General features: G+C 64.4%; 15 protein-coding genes. 8 read left to right on the forward strand and 7 right to left on the reverse strand.

Going from position 1 to position 17,651, the window contains the following annotated elements; genetic code table 11:
* Positions 1 to 71 precede the first annotated feature (71 nt).
* On the reverse strand, positions 72 to 1,436 hold the full coding sequence (locus ATB98_RS27155; RefSeq protein WP_066879618.1) for a serine hydrolase domain-containing protein: 1,365 nt from the start codon (positions 1,434 to 1,436) through the stop codon (positions 72 to 74).
* A 71-nt stretch (positions 1,437 to 1,507) separates the two neighbouring features.
* Complete coding sequence (locus tag ATB98_RS27160; protein ID WP_153435673.1) at positions 1,508 to 2,482, reverse strand: threo-3-hydroxy-L-aspartate ammonia-lyase; 975 nt, start codon at positions 2,480 to 2,482, stop codon at positions 1,508 to 1,510.
* Positions 2,483 to 2,822: 340 nt separating this feature from the next.
* On the opposite strand from ATB98_RS27160, the gene ATB98_RS27165 reads away from it, so the two are divergent.
* The 6 genes from ATB98_RS27165 to ATB98_RS27190 all read left to right on the forward strand — a co-directional run bounded on the left by ATB98_RS27165 (position 2,823) and on the right by ATB98_RS27190 (position 8,893).
* Positions 2,823 to 4,073: a DUF3419 family protein gene (locus tag ATB98_RS27165; protein WP_066879622.1), complete on the forward strand. Its 1,251-nt coding sequence runs from the start codon at positions 2,823 to 2,825 to the stop codon at positions 4,071 to 4,073.
* The gene (locus ATB98_RS27170) at positions 4,070 to 4,735 is read left to right on the forward strand and encodes a class I SAM-dependent methyltransferase (RefSeq protein ID WP_066879625.1); all 666 of its coding nucleotides are present in this window, start codon (positions 4,070 to 4,072) and stop codon (positions 4,733 to 4,735) included. The genes ATB98_RS27165 and ATB98_RS27170 overlap by 4 nt, the downstream gene beginning before the upstream one ends.
* A 200-nt stretch (positions 4,736 to 4,935) precedes the next feature.
* On the forward strand, positions 4,936 to 5,715 hold the full coding sequence (locus tag ATB98_RS27175; RefSeq protein ID WP_066879627.1) for a glycoside hydrolase family 25 protein: 780 nt from the start codon (positions 4,936 to 4,938) through the stop codon (positions 5,713 to 5,715).
* A 229-nt stretch (positions 5,716 to 5,944) separates the two neighbouring features.
* Positions 5,945 to 7,162: a lytic murein transglycosylase gene (locus ATB98_RS27180; protein WP_066879630.1), complete on the forward strand. Its 1,218-nt coding sequence runs from the start codon at positions 5,945 to 5,947 to the stop codon at positions 7,160 to 7,162.
* Between the two features lie 154 nt (positions 7,163 to 7,316).
* A complete protein-coding gene (locus tag ATB98_RS27185; protein WP_066879633.1) occupies positions 7,317 to 7,763 on the forward strand; it encodes a GNAT family N-acetyltransferase in 447 nt (148 codons plus the stop codon).
* Between the two features lie 185 nt (positions 7,764 to 7,948).
* Positions 7,949 to 8,893, forward strand: coding sequence for a DMT family transporter (locus ATB98_RS27190; protein WP_066879635.1), 945 nt, complete (start codon positions 7,949 to 7,951; stop codon positions 8,891 to 8,893).
* A 525-nt stretch (positions 8,894 to 9,418) separates the two neighbouring features.
* Here ATB98_RS27190 and metF read toward each other — a convergent pair.
* The 4 genes from metF to ATB98_RS27210 all read right to left on the reverse strand — a co-directional run bounded on the left by metF (position 9,419) and on the right by ATB98_RS27210 (position 14,387).
* Positions 9,419 to 10,357 carry a methylenetetrahydrofolate reductase [NAD(P)H] gene (metF, locus tag ATB98_RS27195; protein ID WP_066879637.1) on the reverse strand — a complete coding sequence of 313 codons (939 nt, stop codon included), beginning with the start codon at positions 10,355 to 10,357 and terminating at the stop codon, positions 9,419 to 9,421.
* A 2-nt stretch (positions 10,358 to 10,359) separates the two neighbouring features.
* Positions 10,360 to 11,385: an ArsR/SmtB family transcription factor gene (locus ATB98_RS27200; protein WP_066879640.1), complete on the reverse strand. Its 1,026-nt coding sequence runs from the start codon at positions 11,383 to 11,385 to the stop codon at positions 10,360 to 10,362.
* A gap of 459 nt (positions 11,386 to 11,844) precedes the next feature.
* Positions 11,845 to 13,494, reverse strand: a complete 1,650-nt coding sequence (ettA, locus tag ATB98_RS27205) for an energy-dependent translational throttle protein EttA (protein ID WP_066879643.1) — start codon at positions 13,492 to 13,494, stop codon at positions 11,845 to 11,847.
* Between the two features lie 119 nt (positions 13,495 to 13,613).
* On the reverse strand, positions 13,614 to 14,387 hold the full coding sequence (locus ATB98_RS27210) for a ribonuclease T2 (RefSeq protein WP_066879913.1): 774 nt from the start codon (positions 14,385 to 14,387) through the stop codon (positions 13,614 to 13,616).
* 243 nt (positions 14,388 to 14,630) lie between these two features.
* On the opposite strand from ATB98_RS27210, the gene ATB98_RS27215 reads away from it, so the two are divergent.
* Positions 14,631 to 15,578, forward strand: a complete 948-nt coding sequence (locus ATB98_RS27215) for an alpha/beta fold hydrolase (RefSeq protein ID WP_066879646.1) — start codon at positions 14,631 to 14,633, stop codon at positions 15,576 to 15,578.
* A 36-nt stretch (positions 15,579 to 15,614) separates the two neighbouring features.
* Positions 15,615 to 17,261, forward strand: a complete 1,647-nt coding sequence (locus ATB98_RS27220; protein WP_066879649.1) for a thiamine pyrophosphate-binding protein — start codon at positions 15,615 to 15,617, stop codon at positions 17,259 to 17,261.
* A 42-nt stretch (positions 17,262 to 17,303) separates the two neighbouring features.
* Here ATB98_RS27220 and ATB98_RS27225 read toward each other — a convergent pair whose 3' ends face one another.
* Positions 17,304 to 17,642, reverse strand: coding sequence for a TIGR01244 family sulfur transferase (locus ATB98_RS27225; protein ID WP_066879916.1), 339 nt, complete (start codon positions 17,640 to 17,642; stop codon positions 17,304 to 17,306).
* Between the last annotated feature and the right edge of the window lie 9 nt (positions 17,643 to 17,651).

Here is a 17,651-nt window from a genome sequence, read left to right on the forward strand (position 1 = left end):
GCGCCATGTCGATTCTCCCCCCTTGTGGGGGAGATGGCCGGCAGGCCAGAGGGGGTAGCGCCCCCACCGCCTCAATCGGCCGCGTCGATCACCTTGGCGTTCAATCTCTGCACATCGTAGCCGAGCCGCGACGGCGTCAGGCCGAGCCGCACGACGGCGAGCTTGAGCGACGGGACGAGCATGATCGCCTGCCCGTCATGCCCGAGCATCCAGAAGGTGTCCGGCGGAAAACTGCCCGTACCGGCGCGGATGCCATTTTCCGTGAGCCAGACCTGGGCCGAACCGTAGTCGCCGCCGGATGCCTCGGTCGGCGTACGCATGAAGGCGACAAAGCCCTCGGGCAGAATCCTCTTGCCCTTCCAATTGCCGCCCTCGAGCAGAAGCTCGGCAAAGCGCGCCCAATCCTGCGCCGTCGCATACATATAGGAAGAGCCGACGAACGTGCCGCTCGCGTCCACCTCCATGACCGCACTCGTCATCCCGAGCGGCGCGAAGAGCTCCCGACGCGGATAGGCGAGCGCCTCCGCCGGGTCGTCGAATGTCCGCATCCACAGCGAGGACAGGAGATTGGTCGTCCCCGTCGAATAGCTGAATGTCGTGCCCGGTGCCGCCTCCAACGTTTTCGAGGCGGCGAAGCCGGCCATGTCGCTTTCGAGATAGAGCATCCGCGTGACGTCGGTGACGTCGCCATAGTCCTCGTTGAAGGCAAGCCCGCTCTGCATCGCCAGAAGATCGGCCAGTCTGATCTGCGCACGCTCGTCGCCTTTCCAGTGGGCTACCAGACCGGCGTCAGCGGGGTTCATCCGTCCTTGCGCGATCCGTCGACCGATGATCGCCGCCGTGACGGATTTGGTCATCGACCAGCCGAGCAGGGGCGTGTCCCGGTCGAAACCAGGTCCATAGGTCTCTGCGACAAGGCGGCCATCCTTGACGACGGCGATCGCCCGCATGCCGGGTCCCGCCAATGCGGGGTCTTCGACGAGAGTTTGGATTGCTGGATCGATATCGGCCTTGCTGCCCTCCGGCCAGCTCCGAGCCGGATCATGCGCCGCGATCTCGGTTGCCGCGTCGACCGCCCTGCCCGCCCCTGCGAGCGCCTCGGCACTGCCGCCGCTGACATTGGTGCAGCCGAGGCCGGGCTGATAGACGGCACGGGCGGGCGCGGCGAAGCCGAAGAAGCGCGCAGTCACGCTCTTGTCGTCACGATCGACGGAAACGCTGACGAGCTTCAACAGGGGATGGCCGGGCGCCTGCACGTCGACCGCAAGCACCTCCTGCGGGTCGCGCCCTGCGAGGAACACATTGGAGCAGACAATCTTTGCGGCGTATCCGTCGCCCACCTTGAGGAGCTCCGGCGGAAAAAGCGCCAGCCAGCCGATGAGCCCGGCCGCCGCCGCAACGACCACTCCGCCAAGTTTCTTCAGTGAGCCCTTCATGCCTGTCCTCCGTTTTCCCAGGAAGGAAACAGGATTTCGCCGAAAGGAAAAGCCCCCTCCGCGGCATCCGGTTAATCGGACGCGCGGCGCTGCAGAAGGGTACTCAAGGCCGGCAGGTCGATATTGCCGCCGCTCAGGAGAACACCGACCCTCTTGCCGGCGCAGTCGACCGCTCCCTGCAAGAGCGCCGCGGCGGCCAGGCAGCCGGTCGGCTCGACGATGATCTTCATCCGCTCCGCAAAGAACCGCATCGTCTCGATGAGCTGCGCGTCGCTGACCGTAACGATGTCGGTGACATCCCGTTTCAGAACAGGAAAATTATGGTGGCCGACATGGGTGGTGACCGCGCCGTCGGCGATCGATTTCGGCACGGGAATGTGCACGATGTCACCGCTCCGCAACGACTGCTGGCCGTCATTGCCCGCCTCCGGCTCGACGCCGATGACGGCGCAACCGGGCGACAGCGCGCGGGTGACGAGCGCGCTCCCGGCCAGCAGGCCGCCGCCGCCGAGCGGAACGGCAAGCAGATCGATCTCTCCGACCTCCTCGATGAGTTCCAGGGCCGCCGTCCCCTGTCCCGCGATGATGTCCGGATGATCGTAGGGAGGGATGAGAGATGCCCCGCGCTCGGCGGCGAGCCGCCGGCTGATCTCCTCGCGATCGTCGCTGTAACGGTCATAGAAGACGATCTCGGCACCGTAGCCCCTGGTTGCCGCGACCTTGATCTCGGGGGCGTCGCGCGGCATGACGATCGTCGCCGAAATGCCATGGAGTTTGGCGGCATGGGCAAGTGCCTGGGCGTGATTGCCGGAGGAGAAGGCGACGACGCCATTCTTCCGGGCGCTGGCGTCGAGCGTGGCTATGGCGTTGTAGGCGCCGCGGAACTTGAAAGCTCCCGTCCGCTGCAGGTTCTCGGCCTTGAAGAAGAGCATCGCGCCGGCTATCTCGTTTGCCGTCCGCGATGTCAGGACGGGCGTCTTGTGTGCGACGCCGGCAAGGCGCGTCCGCGCCGTGCGAACATCGTCGACGGTCGGGATACGCAGCAAGGTTTGGTCCGATGAAGGCTTGACCACACGAAAACTCCTCGATCTTTTTCGACATCTGCAGGTTGAAGGCGAATTTCGAGTCCACTGTAGCACAAGGGCTCGCACCAGAGAGCAGCGAACGCCGCGCTAGAGCATTTTGCAGTCCGGTGGAAACACCTGACGTCGCACGAATGCGCAAAAACAAAAAGATAGTTCGCTTGCGCGAACGCATGTGAGCGCATCCCGCTCGGGCCAAACGGCCAGCTTCCCGGAACGCTGCAGAGCCTGTGCGAAACCCCGTCATTAAAGTGTAGCGCAGTCACCTTAGAAGCGGCTGAGTTTCAACAGGACGGCAGCAAAGATGACCGAACTCGCCCCCGATGCCGGCTTCGGCAGGAAGAACCCGAAGCTGAGAGGCGCGCTCCTGCAACACAAGACCCTCTCCCTCGCAGGCTTGTCCGAGCGCCTGTTCGGGCTTCTTTTCTCCGGGCTCGTCTATCCGCAGATCTGGGAAGACCCGATCGTCGACATGGAAGCAATGCAGCTCCGATCCGGACACCGAATCGTGACGATCGGCTCCGGCGGCTGCAACATGCTGGCCTATCTTTCCGCCGAACCCGCCCGCATCGACGTCGTCGATCTCAATCCCCACCATGTCGCACTGAACCGGCTGAAACTCGCGGTCTTCCGAAATCTGCCGACCCACAAGGACGTTGTGCGGTTTCTCGCCGCCGAAGGCACGCGCTCGAACGGCCAGGCCTACGACCTCTTCATCGCGCCGAAGCTCGACCCGGCCACGCGCGCCTACTGGAGCGGTCGCGACCTGACCGGCCGGCGCCGGGTCAGCGTCTTCGAGCGCAACATCTATCGCACCGGCCTGCTCGGCCGCTTCATCGCCGCCAGCCACGTTCTCGCGCGGCTGCACGGCGTCGACCCGGCGGGCTTCGTTCAGGCGCGCTCGATGCGCGAGCAGCGGCAGTTCTTCGACGATAAAATCGCTCCGCTCTTTGAGCGCCCGGTCATCCGCTGGATCACCGGGCGGAAAAGTTCGCTCTTCGGCCTCGGCATTCCGCCGCAACAGTTCGACGAACTCGCGAGCCTCAGCCATGAGAAATCGCTCGCGGCGGTATTGCGCCACCGGCTCGAAAAACTAACCTGCCATTTCCCGCTATGCGAGAACTACTTCGCCTGGCAGGCCTTTGCCCGCCGCTATCCGCTGCCGCACGAGGGCGAACTGCCTGCCTATCTGCAGGCATCGCGATACGAGGCGATCCGCAACCATGCCGAACGCGTCACCGTTCATCATGCGAGCTTCACCGAGCTTCTTGCCCGCAAGCCCGCCTCCTCGGTCGACCGCTACGTGCTCCTCGACGCGCAGGACTGGATGACCGACCGGCAATTGAACGATCTCTGGACGGAGATCACCCGCACCGCCGATGCCGGCGCGGTGGTGATCTTCCGCACAGCCGCGGAAGCAAGCATCCTGCCCGGCCGCCTGTCTGCGGCGCTGCACGATCAATGGCACTACGATGCCGAAATGTCGGCGAAGCTCTGCGCCGAGGACCGTTCGGCGATCTATGGCGGCTTCCATATCTACCGGAAGAAGGCATGAGCGCCGTGCAGGCCACGGAAAACAGCCACGCCCGCCTCATGGACCGGATGTATCGCTATCAGCGCTACATCTACGACTTCACCCGCAAATATTATCTTTTCGGGCGCGACACGTTGATCCGCGATCTTGCCCCCCCGCCGGGTGCGTCCGTGCTCGAGGTCGGCTGCGGCACGGGCCGCAACCTTGCCATGATCGGCGAGCTCTATCCGCACGCGCGCCTGTTCGGCCTCGACATTTCGGCCGAGATGCTGGCGACCGCCAGGACGAAGCTCCGACGCCATGGTCGCCCGGACGTTGCCTTGCGCGTCGCCGACGCGACGAATTTCACCGCGGCATCTTTCGAGCAGCGCGGCTTCGACCGCATCGTCATCTCCTATGCCCTGTCGATGATTCCCGAATGGGAAAAGGCCATCGACGCGGCGATCGCGGCTCTCAATCCGGGCGGATCGCTGCACATAGCCGACTTCGGCCAGCAGGAAGGCTGGCCGGGCGGCTTCCGCCGCATCCTCCAGGCCTGGCTCAGACGCTTCCAGGTCACACCGCGCGAGAGGCTCTTCGATGTCATGCGCACGAATGCCGGGCGCAATGGCGCGGCGCTCGAACTCCGGTCAATCGGAAGGGGCTATGCATGGCTTGTGGTCTACCGCCGACCTGAAGCGTAGCAAACATATAATCCCGAAGCGAAAATGACGTGCCGGCAGGCGGCGGGTTCTTCCTGCCGCCATTGCAATTCACCCTTGAGCTAACGCTATTTTTACGATGATATGGTGAAAAGGAGGTCACGCCTCCCTGGGGGACATCATCAGTCAATGGAAACCATCGCGTGAGGCAGGATCGTCGTTCGTCTCGAAACGGAACCCCCATGCGCCGGCTTCTCCTGGCTTTGCTGCCGATCGCCACCCTTCTTTCCGCCTGCTCATCCACCGATTACGACCTCATGAAGACGGCTTCCATACAGCCGCGCTTTCACGATACCGATCCGCAGGATTTCGGCGGACGAACGCCGCACCGTCATAGCGTCCATGGCATCGACGTCTCCAAATGGAACGGCGATATCGACTGGGCGAGGGTGAAAAGTTCCGGTGTTTCCTTCGCCTTCATCAAGGCGACCGAGGGCAAGGACAGGGTCGATTCGCGCTTCAACGAATACTGGCAGCAGGCGCGCGCGGTCGGTATTCCCTATGCCCCCTATCATTTCTACTATTTCTGCTCGAGCGCGGACGCCCAGGCCGATTGGTTCATCGCCAACGTGCCGAAAAGCGCCGTCTATCTGCCGCCGGTGCTCGATGTCGAGTGGAACGGCGAATCGAAGACCTGCCGCTACCGGCCGCCGCCCGAAACGGTGCGATACGAAATGAAGCGCTTCATGGACCGGCTGGAGGCGCATTACGGCAAGCGGCCGATCATCTACACCTCCGTCGACTTCCATCGCGACAATCTCATCGACCAGTTCAAGGACTACCATTTCTGGGTGCGCTCCACCGCAAAGCATCCGGGAGACGTCTATGTCGAGCGCCGCTGGGCGTTCTGGCAGTACACCAGCACGGGCGTGATCCCCGGCATCCAGGGCAGCACCGACATCAACGCCTTCGCCGGGTCGGCGAAGAACTGGCAGAAGTGGGTCGCAGCGGTTTCCAGGTAGCGGACGGAAATGCCGGGCGGGAATCGCTTCTGCCGGCGGTATTTCTTCATTCGGTCATAATGCTCTGGAAGAGCATCCGCAGATTGCTGCTCCGGCGCCGATGCATGAGGGCGCTGCTGCGCGTTGAACGGCTGCACCTCTCCTTGGATCGGCGGCGCTCCAGGGAAACATGCGGCGAAGAAGCCCGGTCGGCGCTGAGAGGCCAGCCGGGCCACGGAAAGGAATTACGATGACTGCCACAGCCCACAAGGCTCTCCTCTCGTTCGCACTGCTGACGCTCACGGGCACGTCGGCGCTGGCGCAAAGCCCGGCCGCGACCGGGACCCCCGCCGTCGCCTGCGGCGGCGACCTCGCGACCTTCCTCGAGGGGGTCAAGGCCGAAGCGGTCGCCAAGGGGATTCCTGCCGACGTTGCCGACCGGGCGCTTGCCGGCGCCGCGATCGACGAGAAAGTGCTGAGCCGCGACCGCGCCCAGGGCGTGTTCAAGCAGACCTTCACGGAGTTTTCGAAGCGGACCGTGAGCAAGGCGCGGCTCGACATCGGCGCGCGGAAGATGAAGGAATACGCCGATGTCTTTGCCCGGGCAGAACGGGAGTTCGGCGTGCCGGCGCCCGTCATCACCGCCTTCTGGGCGATGGAAACGGATTTCGGTGCCGTCCAGGGCGATTTCAACACGCTGAACGCGCTGGTGACGCTGGCCCATGATTGCCGCCGCCCGGAAATGTTTCGCCCGCAGCTTCTCGCCGCAATCGAAATGGTCAAGCACGGCGATCTCGACCCGGCGACGACGACCGGCGCCTGGGCGGGCGAGATCGGCCAGGTGCAGATGCTGCCGGAGGACATCGTCGCCTATGGCGTCGATGGCGACGGCGACGGTCACGTCAACCTGAAGAAGAGCTCGCCCGACGCCATTCTGACGGCGGCGAAATTCATCCAGAGCCTCGGCTTCAAGGCGGGCGAGCCCTGGATCCAGGAAGTCAGCGTTCCAGACTTGCTGCCCTGGGAAAAGACCGGTTTGCAGCCCGGCATGACGGCGGGGGACTGGTTTGCGCTCGGCGTCACGCCGCGCGACGGCAATACCTCCCACAGCGGGCTCGAAGCCTCGCTCGTCCTGCCGCAGGGGCACAAGGGGGCGGCGTTCCTCACCTACCCCAACTTCAAGATCTATCTCGAGTGGAACCAGTCGTTCATCTACACGACATCGGCCGCCTATTTCGCGACCCGCCTCGCCGGCGCTCCGCCCTATCAGCAGGGGAACCCGGAGCCGGGTCTCGGCGACGCCGAGATGAAGGCCTTGCAGCAGAGGCTCCAGGCCCTCGGCCACGACGTCGGCAAGGTCGACGGCATTCTCGGCTCCGGCACCCGCGCGGCCCTGCAGAAGGAGCAGTTGAAGCTCGGCCTGCCGGCCGATGGCTGGGCGACGCCGGCCGTGCTGAACGCGCTCTAAGCGGGATGCGCTCACGATGATATTGGGTCGAACCGGCCCAATATCACAAACGTGATCGTGGTCGCTGATATGTCCCGCTGTCCTTCCTCATGGCTTGAGCCCAGGCGGCAGCTCATCTTGCTCGCGCTTGCGCCGGGCACGGAGATCCTACGGAATGAATGCCTTGATCAATGTACGCGACGCTCGCGCAGAAGACGAAGCGCCCTGGCGCAGACTCTGGGATGCCTATGCCGCCTTCTACGAGACGGTCGTCGCGCCGGAAATCACGACGCACACATGGCGGCGCATCCTTGATCCCCGCTCTCCGCTGATCGGCCGCATCGCCGCCGACGGTGATCAAGTCATCGGCTTCAGCGTCAGCGTCCTCCATGAAGGAACCTGGGCGTCCGATCAGGTGTGCTATCTGGAAGACCTCTTCGTGGACCCTGACTTCCGCGGCAAGGGCGCGGGCCGAAGATTGATCCAGGACCTCCTCGACCTGGGCAAGGAACGGAAATGGTCCGGGCTATATTGGCATACCCGGGCCGGCAACCCTGCCCGCCGGCTTTACGACGAGTTCGTCGCAGCGGACGATTTCGTTCGTTATCGCATCCATCTTTAATCCGAGAGCTCCGGCTTTCCCGGTCCGACGGCCAGCCGATGCCATAGATCGCAATTCTTGTCGCGCGGCAAGAAGCGGGTGGCTGTGCCCGTCTTGTTGTATTAATGCTCGTACACTTCCAGATTGTTCGGGCCGGAACGCGCATTTGCATCTGGCCCCTCTCCCGATCGCAGCGCAGGCAGCACATGGCTTCAATGACAAACGCCATCAAAACCCAGATGACGCTACGCCTGTGGGCGCTGCTGGCGCTGCTCGGCCTGATCTGGGGCGGTTCCTTCTTCTTCGCCCGCATCGCCGTCGCCCACGTGCCGCCTTTCACGCTCGTGCTCCTGCGCCTCGGCCTCGCCGCCCTTGCGCTTCATCTCTATCTTCGCGGCCGTCACGGCCTCTATCCGGCGCTCAGGAAGCGCTGGCGCGAATTCTTGCTGATGGGGCTTATCAACAACGCCATACCGCATGCCCTCATCTTTTTCGGCCAGACGCATATCGGCGCCGGGCTTGCCGCAATCTTGAACGCGACGACGCCGGTCTGGACGGTGCTCATCGCCAACACCCTCACGGAGGATGAGAAACTGAGCGCGGCGAAGATCAGCGGCTGCCTGCTCGGACTTGCGGGCACGGTCGTGCTCATCGGGCCGAGTGCGCTCGCCGGCGTCTTCGGCGACGCCAGCGACGTTCCGCTCTGGGCACTCGTCCTGCCGGTCCTGGCGGCCGTGAGCTACGGCTTTTCCGCCACCTACGGCAAACGCTTCCGCGATCTGGCGCCGCCGGTGACCGCCACCGGGCAATTGACCGCATCGACCATCGTCATGCTGCCGGTCGCCGCCTTTGCCGACACGCCATGGGCGCTGCCGCTGCCGCCCCTCGCCGCGCTCCTCGCGATCCTGGGGCTTGCCCTCCTATCCACCGCCTATGCCTATATCCTCTTCTTCCGGATCATGGCGCAGGCCGGCGCCACCAACACGTCGCTCGTGACCCTGCTCGTGCCGCCGAGCGCCATCCTGCTCGGCTATCTCTTCCTCGGAGAGACGCTGCAGGCGACGGATATCGCCGGAATGCTCGTCATTGCTGCCGGGCTTGCCGTCCTCGACGGCCGTGTGCTCAGGCGCGGATATGCCGCCGGAAGATAGGCCCGGCCCCCCTCTGCGTAGGTTACCACGTGCTCGGCCCGAAGTGATTCATTGCCGTTGCGCACCTTCACGGAGCGTTACAGGCGTTTACATTAACCGGGCCGAAGGAATTGTGAAAAAATTGTGGCAAACTGAAAAAGCAAGCGATTGTAGTCACTTAGGCCTGTGAATAGAGGATTTTAGCAATCCGCGTTTCGCAGCGCAGCACAAGTTTCGCTTTTACGTGCCGCTTTTTCGCCCTATGTTTTACCCGTCAACGCGAGGGAGGATCGTTTATGGGACTTACACACTCGTTGAATGTCCTCATGATCAGTGCAGCGTTCGCATTCGTGGCCGTAATGCTTTTCGTATGATGCAGGGCCACTGAAAGTCCAAACCGAAACAGGGACTCTAATTTCCGGAAAATCCATTTTGCAGCAAAGCATGTCAGGTTGGCCGCTCTGAGAGCACCGTGATCGACAGGCTGCAACACCGAAAAGCCCATGAACCGCTCTGGTTTCATGGGCTTTCATTCGTTTGCAGGCGCTACGCGCTCGCGGCTACCTGGGTGGGGCGCTCGGCGCGGTCCAATGCGGCAGTCTGCCTGCGCTCAACGCCGAGCAGGTCGCAGACGGCCGCCACGAGCGGCGAACGGTTCATCGTATAGAGGTGGAAATCGGTCACGCCGCGCCGGACGAGATCGACGATCTGCTCGGCCGCGATATGCGTTGCCTCCCGGAAGCGCTCCTCCGGCCGCTCGTCGAGATGGCCGAGCCTGGAGACGATCGATTCCGGAACCCTGGCGCCGCAAAGCCCGGCGAACTTCTGCACCTGGGCAAGGTTGTTGATCGGCAATATGCCCGGCACCACCGGGATCCCGATGCCGGCGTCCCTGACGCGCTCCAGATAGCGCTCGAAGTCGTCATTGTCGAAGAAGAACTGGGTGATTGCCCGCGTCGCGCCATTGTCGACCTTGCCCTTCAGCATGTCGATGTCGGCCGCCACGTCCCGGCTTTCCGGATGCTTTTCCGGATAGGCGGAGACCGAGATTTCGAAATCGCCGCGCGCGCGCAACGCCTTGACGAGGGCGGCGGCATTCTCATAACCGCCGGGAAAGGGCTGGTAGGCACTGCCGATCCCGCCTTGCGGGTCGCCCCTCAACGCAACGAAGTGGCGGACGCCCGAGGCGAGGAACTCGTCGATCACCGCATCCACCTCCTCCTTCGGCGCGCCGACGCAGGTGAGATGGGCCGCGGTGTTGTGAAGTCCCATGTCCTTGATCATACGCTTGACGGCGGTCAGCGAACGCGCCTTGGTCGAGCCGCCGGCGCCGTAAGTCACCGTCACGAATGCCGGCGCGAAGGCGGAAAGGTCGCCGACGGTGCGAAAGAGCTGCGTTTCCATCTCCTCGTTCTTCGGGGGGAAGTATTCGAAGGACAGCCTGAGACTGCCGCATTCGGCGGGGTGTAGCGTCCGTTCGTTCATTCTCAAATTCCCCCTACCTGAAGGCGCTGGCGCGGCCTGTCGATGACGGCGTCGTTGGCCGCGCGCTGGTCCCGTGCCAGCCAAATGGTAACCGTCAGTTTCCCCTCCTCAGCGCCTTCCGGCGCAAGATCGGTCGTCTTCTCCAGCGACAGATTCGCCTTCTGAAGCCATTCGGACATCATCTGATGCGAGAAACCGAGGCGCGCATGAGCGTGCTCGTCGCGCAGATATTCAAGTCCGTGCGGCGCGAAGTCGATGATCACGAGCCGGCCGCCGGGCACGAGCATGCGGGCCGCTTCGGCGATCGCCGCCTCCGGCTCGTTGAGGTAGTGCAGCACCTGGTGGATCGTGACGAGATCGAAGGACTGCCCGTCGAGCGGCAGATTGAAGATGTCGCCGTGACGGATCGAAGCCTTGGTGATGCCTGCCCGGTCGAGATTGGAACGCGCCACCGCCAGCATGTCGCGGCTGGCATCGACGCCGATGCCGCGCCGGTAAATGCCCTCCAATAGCTGCAGGATACGCCCGGTGCCGGTGCCGAGGTCGAGCAGGCTGTCGACCGGCTCGTCGCCGACCATCGCCTTCAGCGCCGCCTCGACATCGCCTTCGGCGACGTGCAGGCGCCTGAGTTCGTCCCATTCGGCCGCATTTCGGCTGAAATAGGCCTGCGCCTTCTCCGCCCGTGCTCTTTTGAGGGTGGCAAGTCTCGCCGCGTCCCGGGCGAGGATCGCATCGTCGGCCGCCGCGGCCGCGAGCAGTTCGCGGATCAGCGCCACGCGACCGCCCTCGTGGCGCAACCGGAAATAGGCCCAGGCGCCTTCCTGGTAACGATCGATGAGGGCAACCTCGGCCAGCAGTTTCAGATGGCGGGAGATGCGCGGCTGCGATTGCCCGAGAATCTCGGTGAGATCGGTGACCGTCAGGTCGCTCGCCGCCAGCAACGCCAGGAGGCGCATCCGCGTCGGCTCGCCCGCCGCCTTCAAGACGTCGACGAGCGCATCCAAGCCAAGCATCCCTCGATCAGTCATCGCTTTCCCCATCAACACATAAAGATATCTTTATGTGATTTGCGGAAACTGCGCAAGTGAATTTGCGCAGGCAGGCAAGGGAATGGCGTGGGCAGGACATGGAGGCCGACAAGGCACGGTCCTGCGCCCCAATGGGAAGCGAAGCGACGCCACGCTTCTATCCTGGCGCTCGTTCTGCTGGTCGTTGAGGTCGGCAAACTTGGTGACCGCAACAGGAGTTTAATGGATAAAGGGCCAAACTGCGCTGTCCTCATTCCTGTGCCTGTCACAGGAATCCAGCCGCGGCGCGTCGGCGCCGTGAATGACCCTGTTCAAGAACTGAAGCCCTGGATTCCAGGCACAGATATCTCCTGCACCCAAAGACCCGGCGCGCTTCATCCCCGTGACGAGCAAGGCAATGAGGGCGGGCGAAATGCAGCGATCGACACCCGCCCCATCGCGGCCAACCGGCCGCCCCGTCTATCGCGTCAGGCGCTTGTAGGTCACCCGCTTCGGGTTGACCGAATCCGGGCCGAGGCGGCGGATCTTGTCCTTCTCGTAATCCTCGAAGTTGCCCTCGAACCATTCGACATGGCTGTCGCCCTCGAAGGCGAGGATGTGGGTCGCGAGCCGGTCGAGGAACATGCGGTCGTGGCTGATGATGACCGCGCAGCCGGCGAAGTTTTCGAGCGCGTCCTCGAGTGCCGCCAGCGTTTCCGTGTCGAGGTCGTTGGTCGGCTCGTCGAGCAGGACGACGTTGCCGCCCGACTTCAGCATCTTGGCGAGGTGCACGCGGTTGCGCTGGCCACCAGAAAGCGTGCCCACCTTCTGCTGCTGGTCGCCGCCCTTGAAGTTGAAGGACGAGCAATAGGCGCGCGAATTGACCTCGTGCTTGCCGAGCTTGATGACGTCATTGCCGCCGGAGATCTCCTCCCAGACGGTCTTGTTGGGGTCGAGCGCATCGCGGCTCTGGTCGACATAGGCGAGCTGCACGCTGTCGCCGATCCGGAACGAGCCGTCATCGGGCTGCTCCTGGCCGGTGATCATGCGGAAGAGCGTGGTCTTGCCGGCGCCGTTCGGACCGATGACGCCGACGATGCCGCCCGGCGGCAGCTTGAAGCTCAGGCCTTCGATCAGAAGCTGGTCGCCATAGCCCTTGGAAAGGTTGTCCGCCTCGATGACCACCTGCCCGAGGCGCTCGCCGACCGGGATGATGATCTGCGCGTCGCCCGGACGGCGATCGGCGGCTGCCTTGACCAGCTCGTCATAAGCGCGGACGCGGGCCTTGGACTTTGCCTGACGGGCCTTCGGGCTCGAGGCGATCCACTCCTGTTCACGGCTGATCGCCTTCTGGCGAGCGGCTTCCTCGCGGCCTTCCTGCGCCATGCGCTTGGCCTTGGCCTGGAGATAGGCGGAATAGTTGCCCTCATAGGGAATGCCGCGGCCGCGGTCGAGCTCGAGGATCCAGCCGGTGACGTTGTCGAGGAAGTAGCGGTCGTGGGTGACCATCAGCACGGCGCCCGGATATTCGCGCAGGTGGCTTTCAAGCCAGGCGATCGTCTCGGCGTCGAGATGGTTGGTCGGCTCGTCGAGGAGCAAGAGGTCCGGCTGCGACAGCAGGAGCTTGCAAAGCGCGACGCGGCGCTTCTCGCCGCCCGAGAGATTGTTGACGTCGGCGTCGCCCGGCGGGCAGCGCAGCGCGTCCATCGCCATCTCCACCTGGCTGTCGAGGTCCCAGAGGTTCTGGCTGTCGATGATGTCCTGGAGCTTGGCGCCCTCTTCCGCCGTCTCGTCGGAATAGTTCATCATCAGCTCGTTGTAACGATCGAGGATCGCCTTCTTGGCGGCGACCCCTTCCATGACGTTGTCGAGCACCGTCTTTGCCGGATCGAGCTGCGGCTCCTGCGGCAGGTAGCCGACCGTCGCGCCTTCGGCGACCCAGGCCTCGCCGGTATATTCGTGGTCGATGCCCGCCATGATCCTCAGCACCGTCGACTTACCGGCGCCGTTGGGACCGAGGATACCGATCTTCGCGTCCGGATAGAACGAGAGATGGATGTTCTCGAGGACCTTCTTGTTGCCGTAGGCCTTGTTGAGCCCGGCCATGTGATAGATGAACTGACGTGCCATAAAGCAATGCTCCGCATCGGAAGGAAAATTTGCCCGCTATGTAGGCGAATTATGGTGGCGGGGCAATCCGCCAAAGGCTTGCCCACGCCGATCCTTCCGATGCGGCCAACCCGTCCGGGTCACCCTCGCCCGGCGGCGTCCGCGACGCCCTTCGCGCATTTGAACTCGGTCGGCCCCGCCGCCTGGATCAGGTCCGAAAGCCCGGCCTTGCCCGAGAGATCGCCGGAAAGCCCGATCGTCAGCCCGGTGATCACACTGCGCCCGTCGACCGTTTGGCAGCGCATGCGCACCCGGTCGCCGGCGCCCGTCCCGAAGCTCCGGTCGAAGGCCTGCTTGATCTGCTTCTCGTCGATTTCCTTGCCGATCTCATCGGCAAAGAGCGCGCGCACGGCCGAGCGGTTGAGCTCGTCCAGCAGCCGGAGCTGCAGCGTGAAATATTCCTCGGCGTTGGCCGTCTGGCAGGTGCCGCTGCGCAGCCACTGATGCCGGTCGAGACCGGATTTGACGCCCGGCATGGCGACGAGCAGGCGCTCGGCCGTCGCCTCCGCCATCGCGAGCTTCGGTAGATCCAGCCAGTCGCCCTTGCGGTCGCGCGCCTTCAGATCCGCCTCGACGCCGCAATAGCTCTTCTTGAGCGGCCACAGGCCGTGAAGCGAGAAATGCGTCGCGTCGAACCGGTCCGTGGTCTGGTCGACGCATTCCTTGCGCGTCGGCCGCGTCTCGCAGAAACCCGGCTGCCAGCTCACGGCGAGCACATATTCGGTCTTCCCGGCGCCGCGCGCCTCCGCGCCGTCGTCTGCCGAAGGCTCCTCAGCCGCGGCGAAGGACGCCAGTCCCAGCCCAGCGGCCACTGCCGCAATCCTCACCAAATTCACCATTGCCCTTGCCCGCACTGTCATGATCGCCTCCGCCATGAAAACAAAACGAGAACAAATATCGACAAATGCGGGAGAAATACAACCCCCAAATGCAATGTTGCTCCCGAATTCAGGAGGACTGTCGGATTCGTTGTGATCTCATGCGCAACGAGCAACAAGCGGCGATTGCCTTTGCGGGCCAAATCGATTTGATATCTGCCACGGCATCTGCAGGGAAAATGCCGCGCCTTTCGGCGGCGAGATGGGAGAGTGCATGGCATGTTCGGGCAGGTGAGGACGCATCAGAGCCCGACCGGCGCGAAGCTCGGCTGGCGTCACGTCACCGCCTCTGCCGAGCCCCGGGGCATCCTGGTCGTCAGTCACGGACTCGCCGAGCATTCCGGGCGCTATCGCCGCTTCGCGGAGGCCATGGCCGCCCAAGGGTTCCATGTCTATGCCCATGACCATCGCGGCCACGGGGCGACCCGTGCGCCGGACGCACCCTCCGCCATGTTCGCGCCGCGTGACGGCGCCCGGAAGGTGCTCGTGGACCTTAGGGCAGTCCGCGATCTCGCCGCCGCCGATCATCCAGGCCTGCCGGTCATCCTCTTCGGCCACTCGATGGGCGGGCTGATCGCCCTCAACGCCGCCGAGTCGGATCCCGGACTTTGCGATGCGCTCGCCGTCTGGAACGCCAATTTCAGACCGGGACTTGCCGGCCGCGCCGGCCAGTTGCTGCTGGCGATCGAGAGGATGCTGAAGGGCTCCGACGTGCCGAGCCCTCTCTTGACGAAGCTGACCTTCGGCGCCTGGAGCAGGAGCGTTTCGGACCCGAAGACCGCGTTCGACTGGCTGTCGCGCGATGAGCGCGAGGTCGCCAAATATGTCTGCGACCCCCTTTGCGGCTTCGACGCGACCGTGTCGCTGTGGATCGACGTCTTCGCCTTTGCCTCTGCCGGGGCCCGGCGCGATCGGCTGGCGCTATTGCCCGCGGACCTGCCGGTGCACCTCGTCGGCGGCAGCGCCGATCCTTCCACCGTCAACGGCGCCGCGGTTCGCTGGCTCGCCGGCCGGATGAAGGCACGCGGCATGACCGACGTCACCGTCACCATTTATGAAGGCATGCGCCACGAGACACTCAACGAGATCGGCCGCGAGCAGGCGACGGAGGACTTTGCCGCCTGGTGCCTGCAGGCCGTGGGCGGCAGGCGTCGGACCGCGATCTGACGTCGGCGGGATGAAAACCAGCATGGGAGGTGCAGGATGAAGACGGGTGGGCAACTGGTGGTGGAGGCTTTCGTCGCGAACGGCGTCAAGCGCGTCTCGTGCGTCCCGGGCGAAAGCTATCTCGCCGTGCTGGACGCGCTCCACGACACCGACATCGACGTCGTCGTCTGCCGGCAGGAGGGTGGCGCGGCGATGATGGCCGATGCCTGGGGGCGGCTCAGCGGCGCGCCTGGCATCTGCATGGTCACCCGCGGCCCCGGCGCCACCAATGCCTCGGCCGGGCTGCATGTGGCGCGGCAGGATTCGGTGCCGATGATCCTGTTCATCGGTCAGGTGCAACGCGACGCCCGCGAGCGCGAGGCCTTCCAGGAGATCGAGTATCGCCGCGCCTTCACCGAGGTGGCGAAATGGGTGGGGGAAATCGACGATGCCGCGCGCATTCCCGAATTCGTGACCCGCGCCTTTGCCGTGGCGACTTCCGGCCGCCCAGGTCCCGTGGTGCTGACCTTGCCGGAGGACATGCTCACCGAGCGCGCCGAGCCCCCGGCGGCACGCGCCTACCAGCCGGTCGAAAGCCATCCGGGCCCAGCCCAGATCGCCCGGCTGGCGGAGCTCCTCGCCGCCGCACGGCGGCCGATCGCCGTTCTCGGCGGCACACGCTGGTCGCCCGAGTCCGTCGCCGGGTTCCAAGCCTTCGCCGAACGCTGGCACCTTCCCGTCGGCTGCTCCTTCCGCCGGCAGATGCTCTTCGACCACCTCAATCCGAATTATGCCGGCGATGTCGGGATCGGCATCAATCCGGCGCTGGCGAGCGAAATCAGGGATGCCGATCTCGTTCTCCTCGTCGGCGGCCGCTTCTCGGAAATGCCCTCGTCCGGCTACACGCTCATCGACGTGCCCTACCCCCGTCAGACGCTGGTCCACATCCATCCGGACCCGACCGAACTCGGCCGCGTCTATCGCCCGGATCTCGCGATCGCCGCAAGCCCGCGCGATTTCGTCGCCGCGCTCGCTGGCATTGCGCCCGCCGGCGAACCGGCCTGGTCCGCGCGCACTGCCGCCATGCACGCCGCCTACCGCCAGTGGTCGACGCCGCCCGAAAGAGGACCGGGCGACGTGCAGATGGGGCCGATCATGAACTGGCTGGAGGCGAACACCGCGCCCGACACCATCTTCACAAATGGCGCCGGCAACTACGCCACCTGGCTGCATCGGTTCCATCGCTTCCGCCGTTACGGTACGCAGGCCGCACCCGCCTCGGGCTCCATGGGCTACGGACTGCCGGCGGCGGTCGCGGCCAAGCATCTTCATCCCGATCGCGAGGTCATCTGCTTTGCCGGCGACGGCTGCTTCCTGATGCACGGCCAGGAATTCGCGACGGCGGTTCGTTACGAGCTGCCGATCATCGTCCTCGTCATCAACAACAACATCTACGGCACGATCCGCATGCATCAGGAGCGCGAGTATCCCGGCCGCGTCAGCGCAACGGATCTGACGAACCCGGATTTCGCAGCACTCGCCCGCGCCTATGGCGGTCACGGCGAGACGGTGGCACGGACGGAGGAGTTCGCCGAAGCCTTCCTGAGGGCGCGCGCCAGCGGCAAGCCGACGATCATCGAGGTCAAGCTCGATCCGGAAGCGATCACGCCGACGCGCACGCTCACCGAAATCCGCAACGGCTGAAGTCGAAAAGGTTGCCTGCACCCGCGGCCGGCGGGCGTTGCCTCAACCGCGAATGTGCAGAGTCTGCTGGTAGACGGCCGTCGAACGTGCGCCGGAACGGCAATAGCCGAGCATCGGGCGCGGGAACTCGTCGAGCGCATCGACCATGCGGGTGACCGCATCGGCCGTCACGCCCATCGGGCCGACGGGAATATGGGCGATCTCCAACCCCAGTTCCTGGGCCCGCGCGGCAATCGCATCGAAGGTCGGCTGGTCCGCCGCCTCGAAATCCGGGCGGTGGCAGACGATGGACTTGAATCCGAGCGCCTTGATCTCGTCGAGGTCCTCAACGGTGATCTGGCCGGAGACCGAATACTCATCGTTGATCGGGCGAATGTCCATGTCGGCGCT

It is taken from the genome of Sinorhizobium saheli, assembly GCF_001651875.1.
In the GTDB taxonomy this organism is placed as follows: domain Bacteria; phylum Pseudomonadota; class Alphaproteobacteria; order Rhizobiales; family Rhizobiaceae; genus Sinorhizobium; species Sinorhizobium saheli.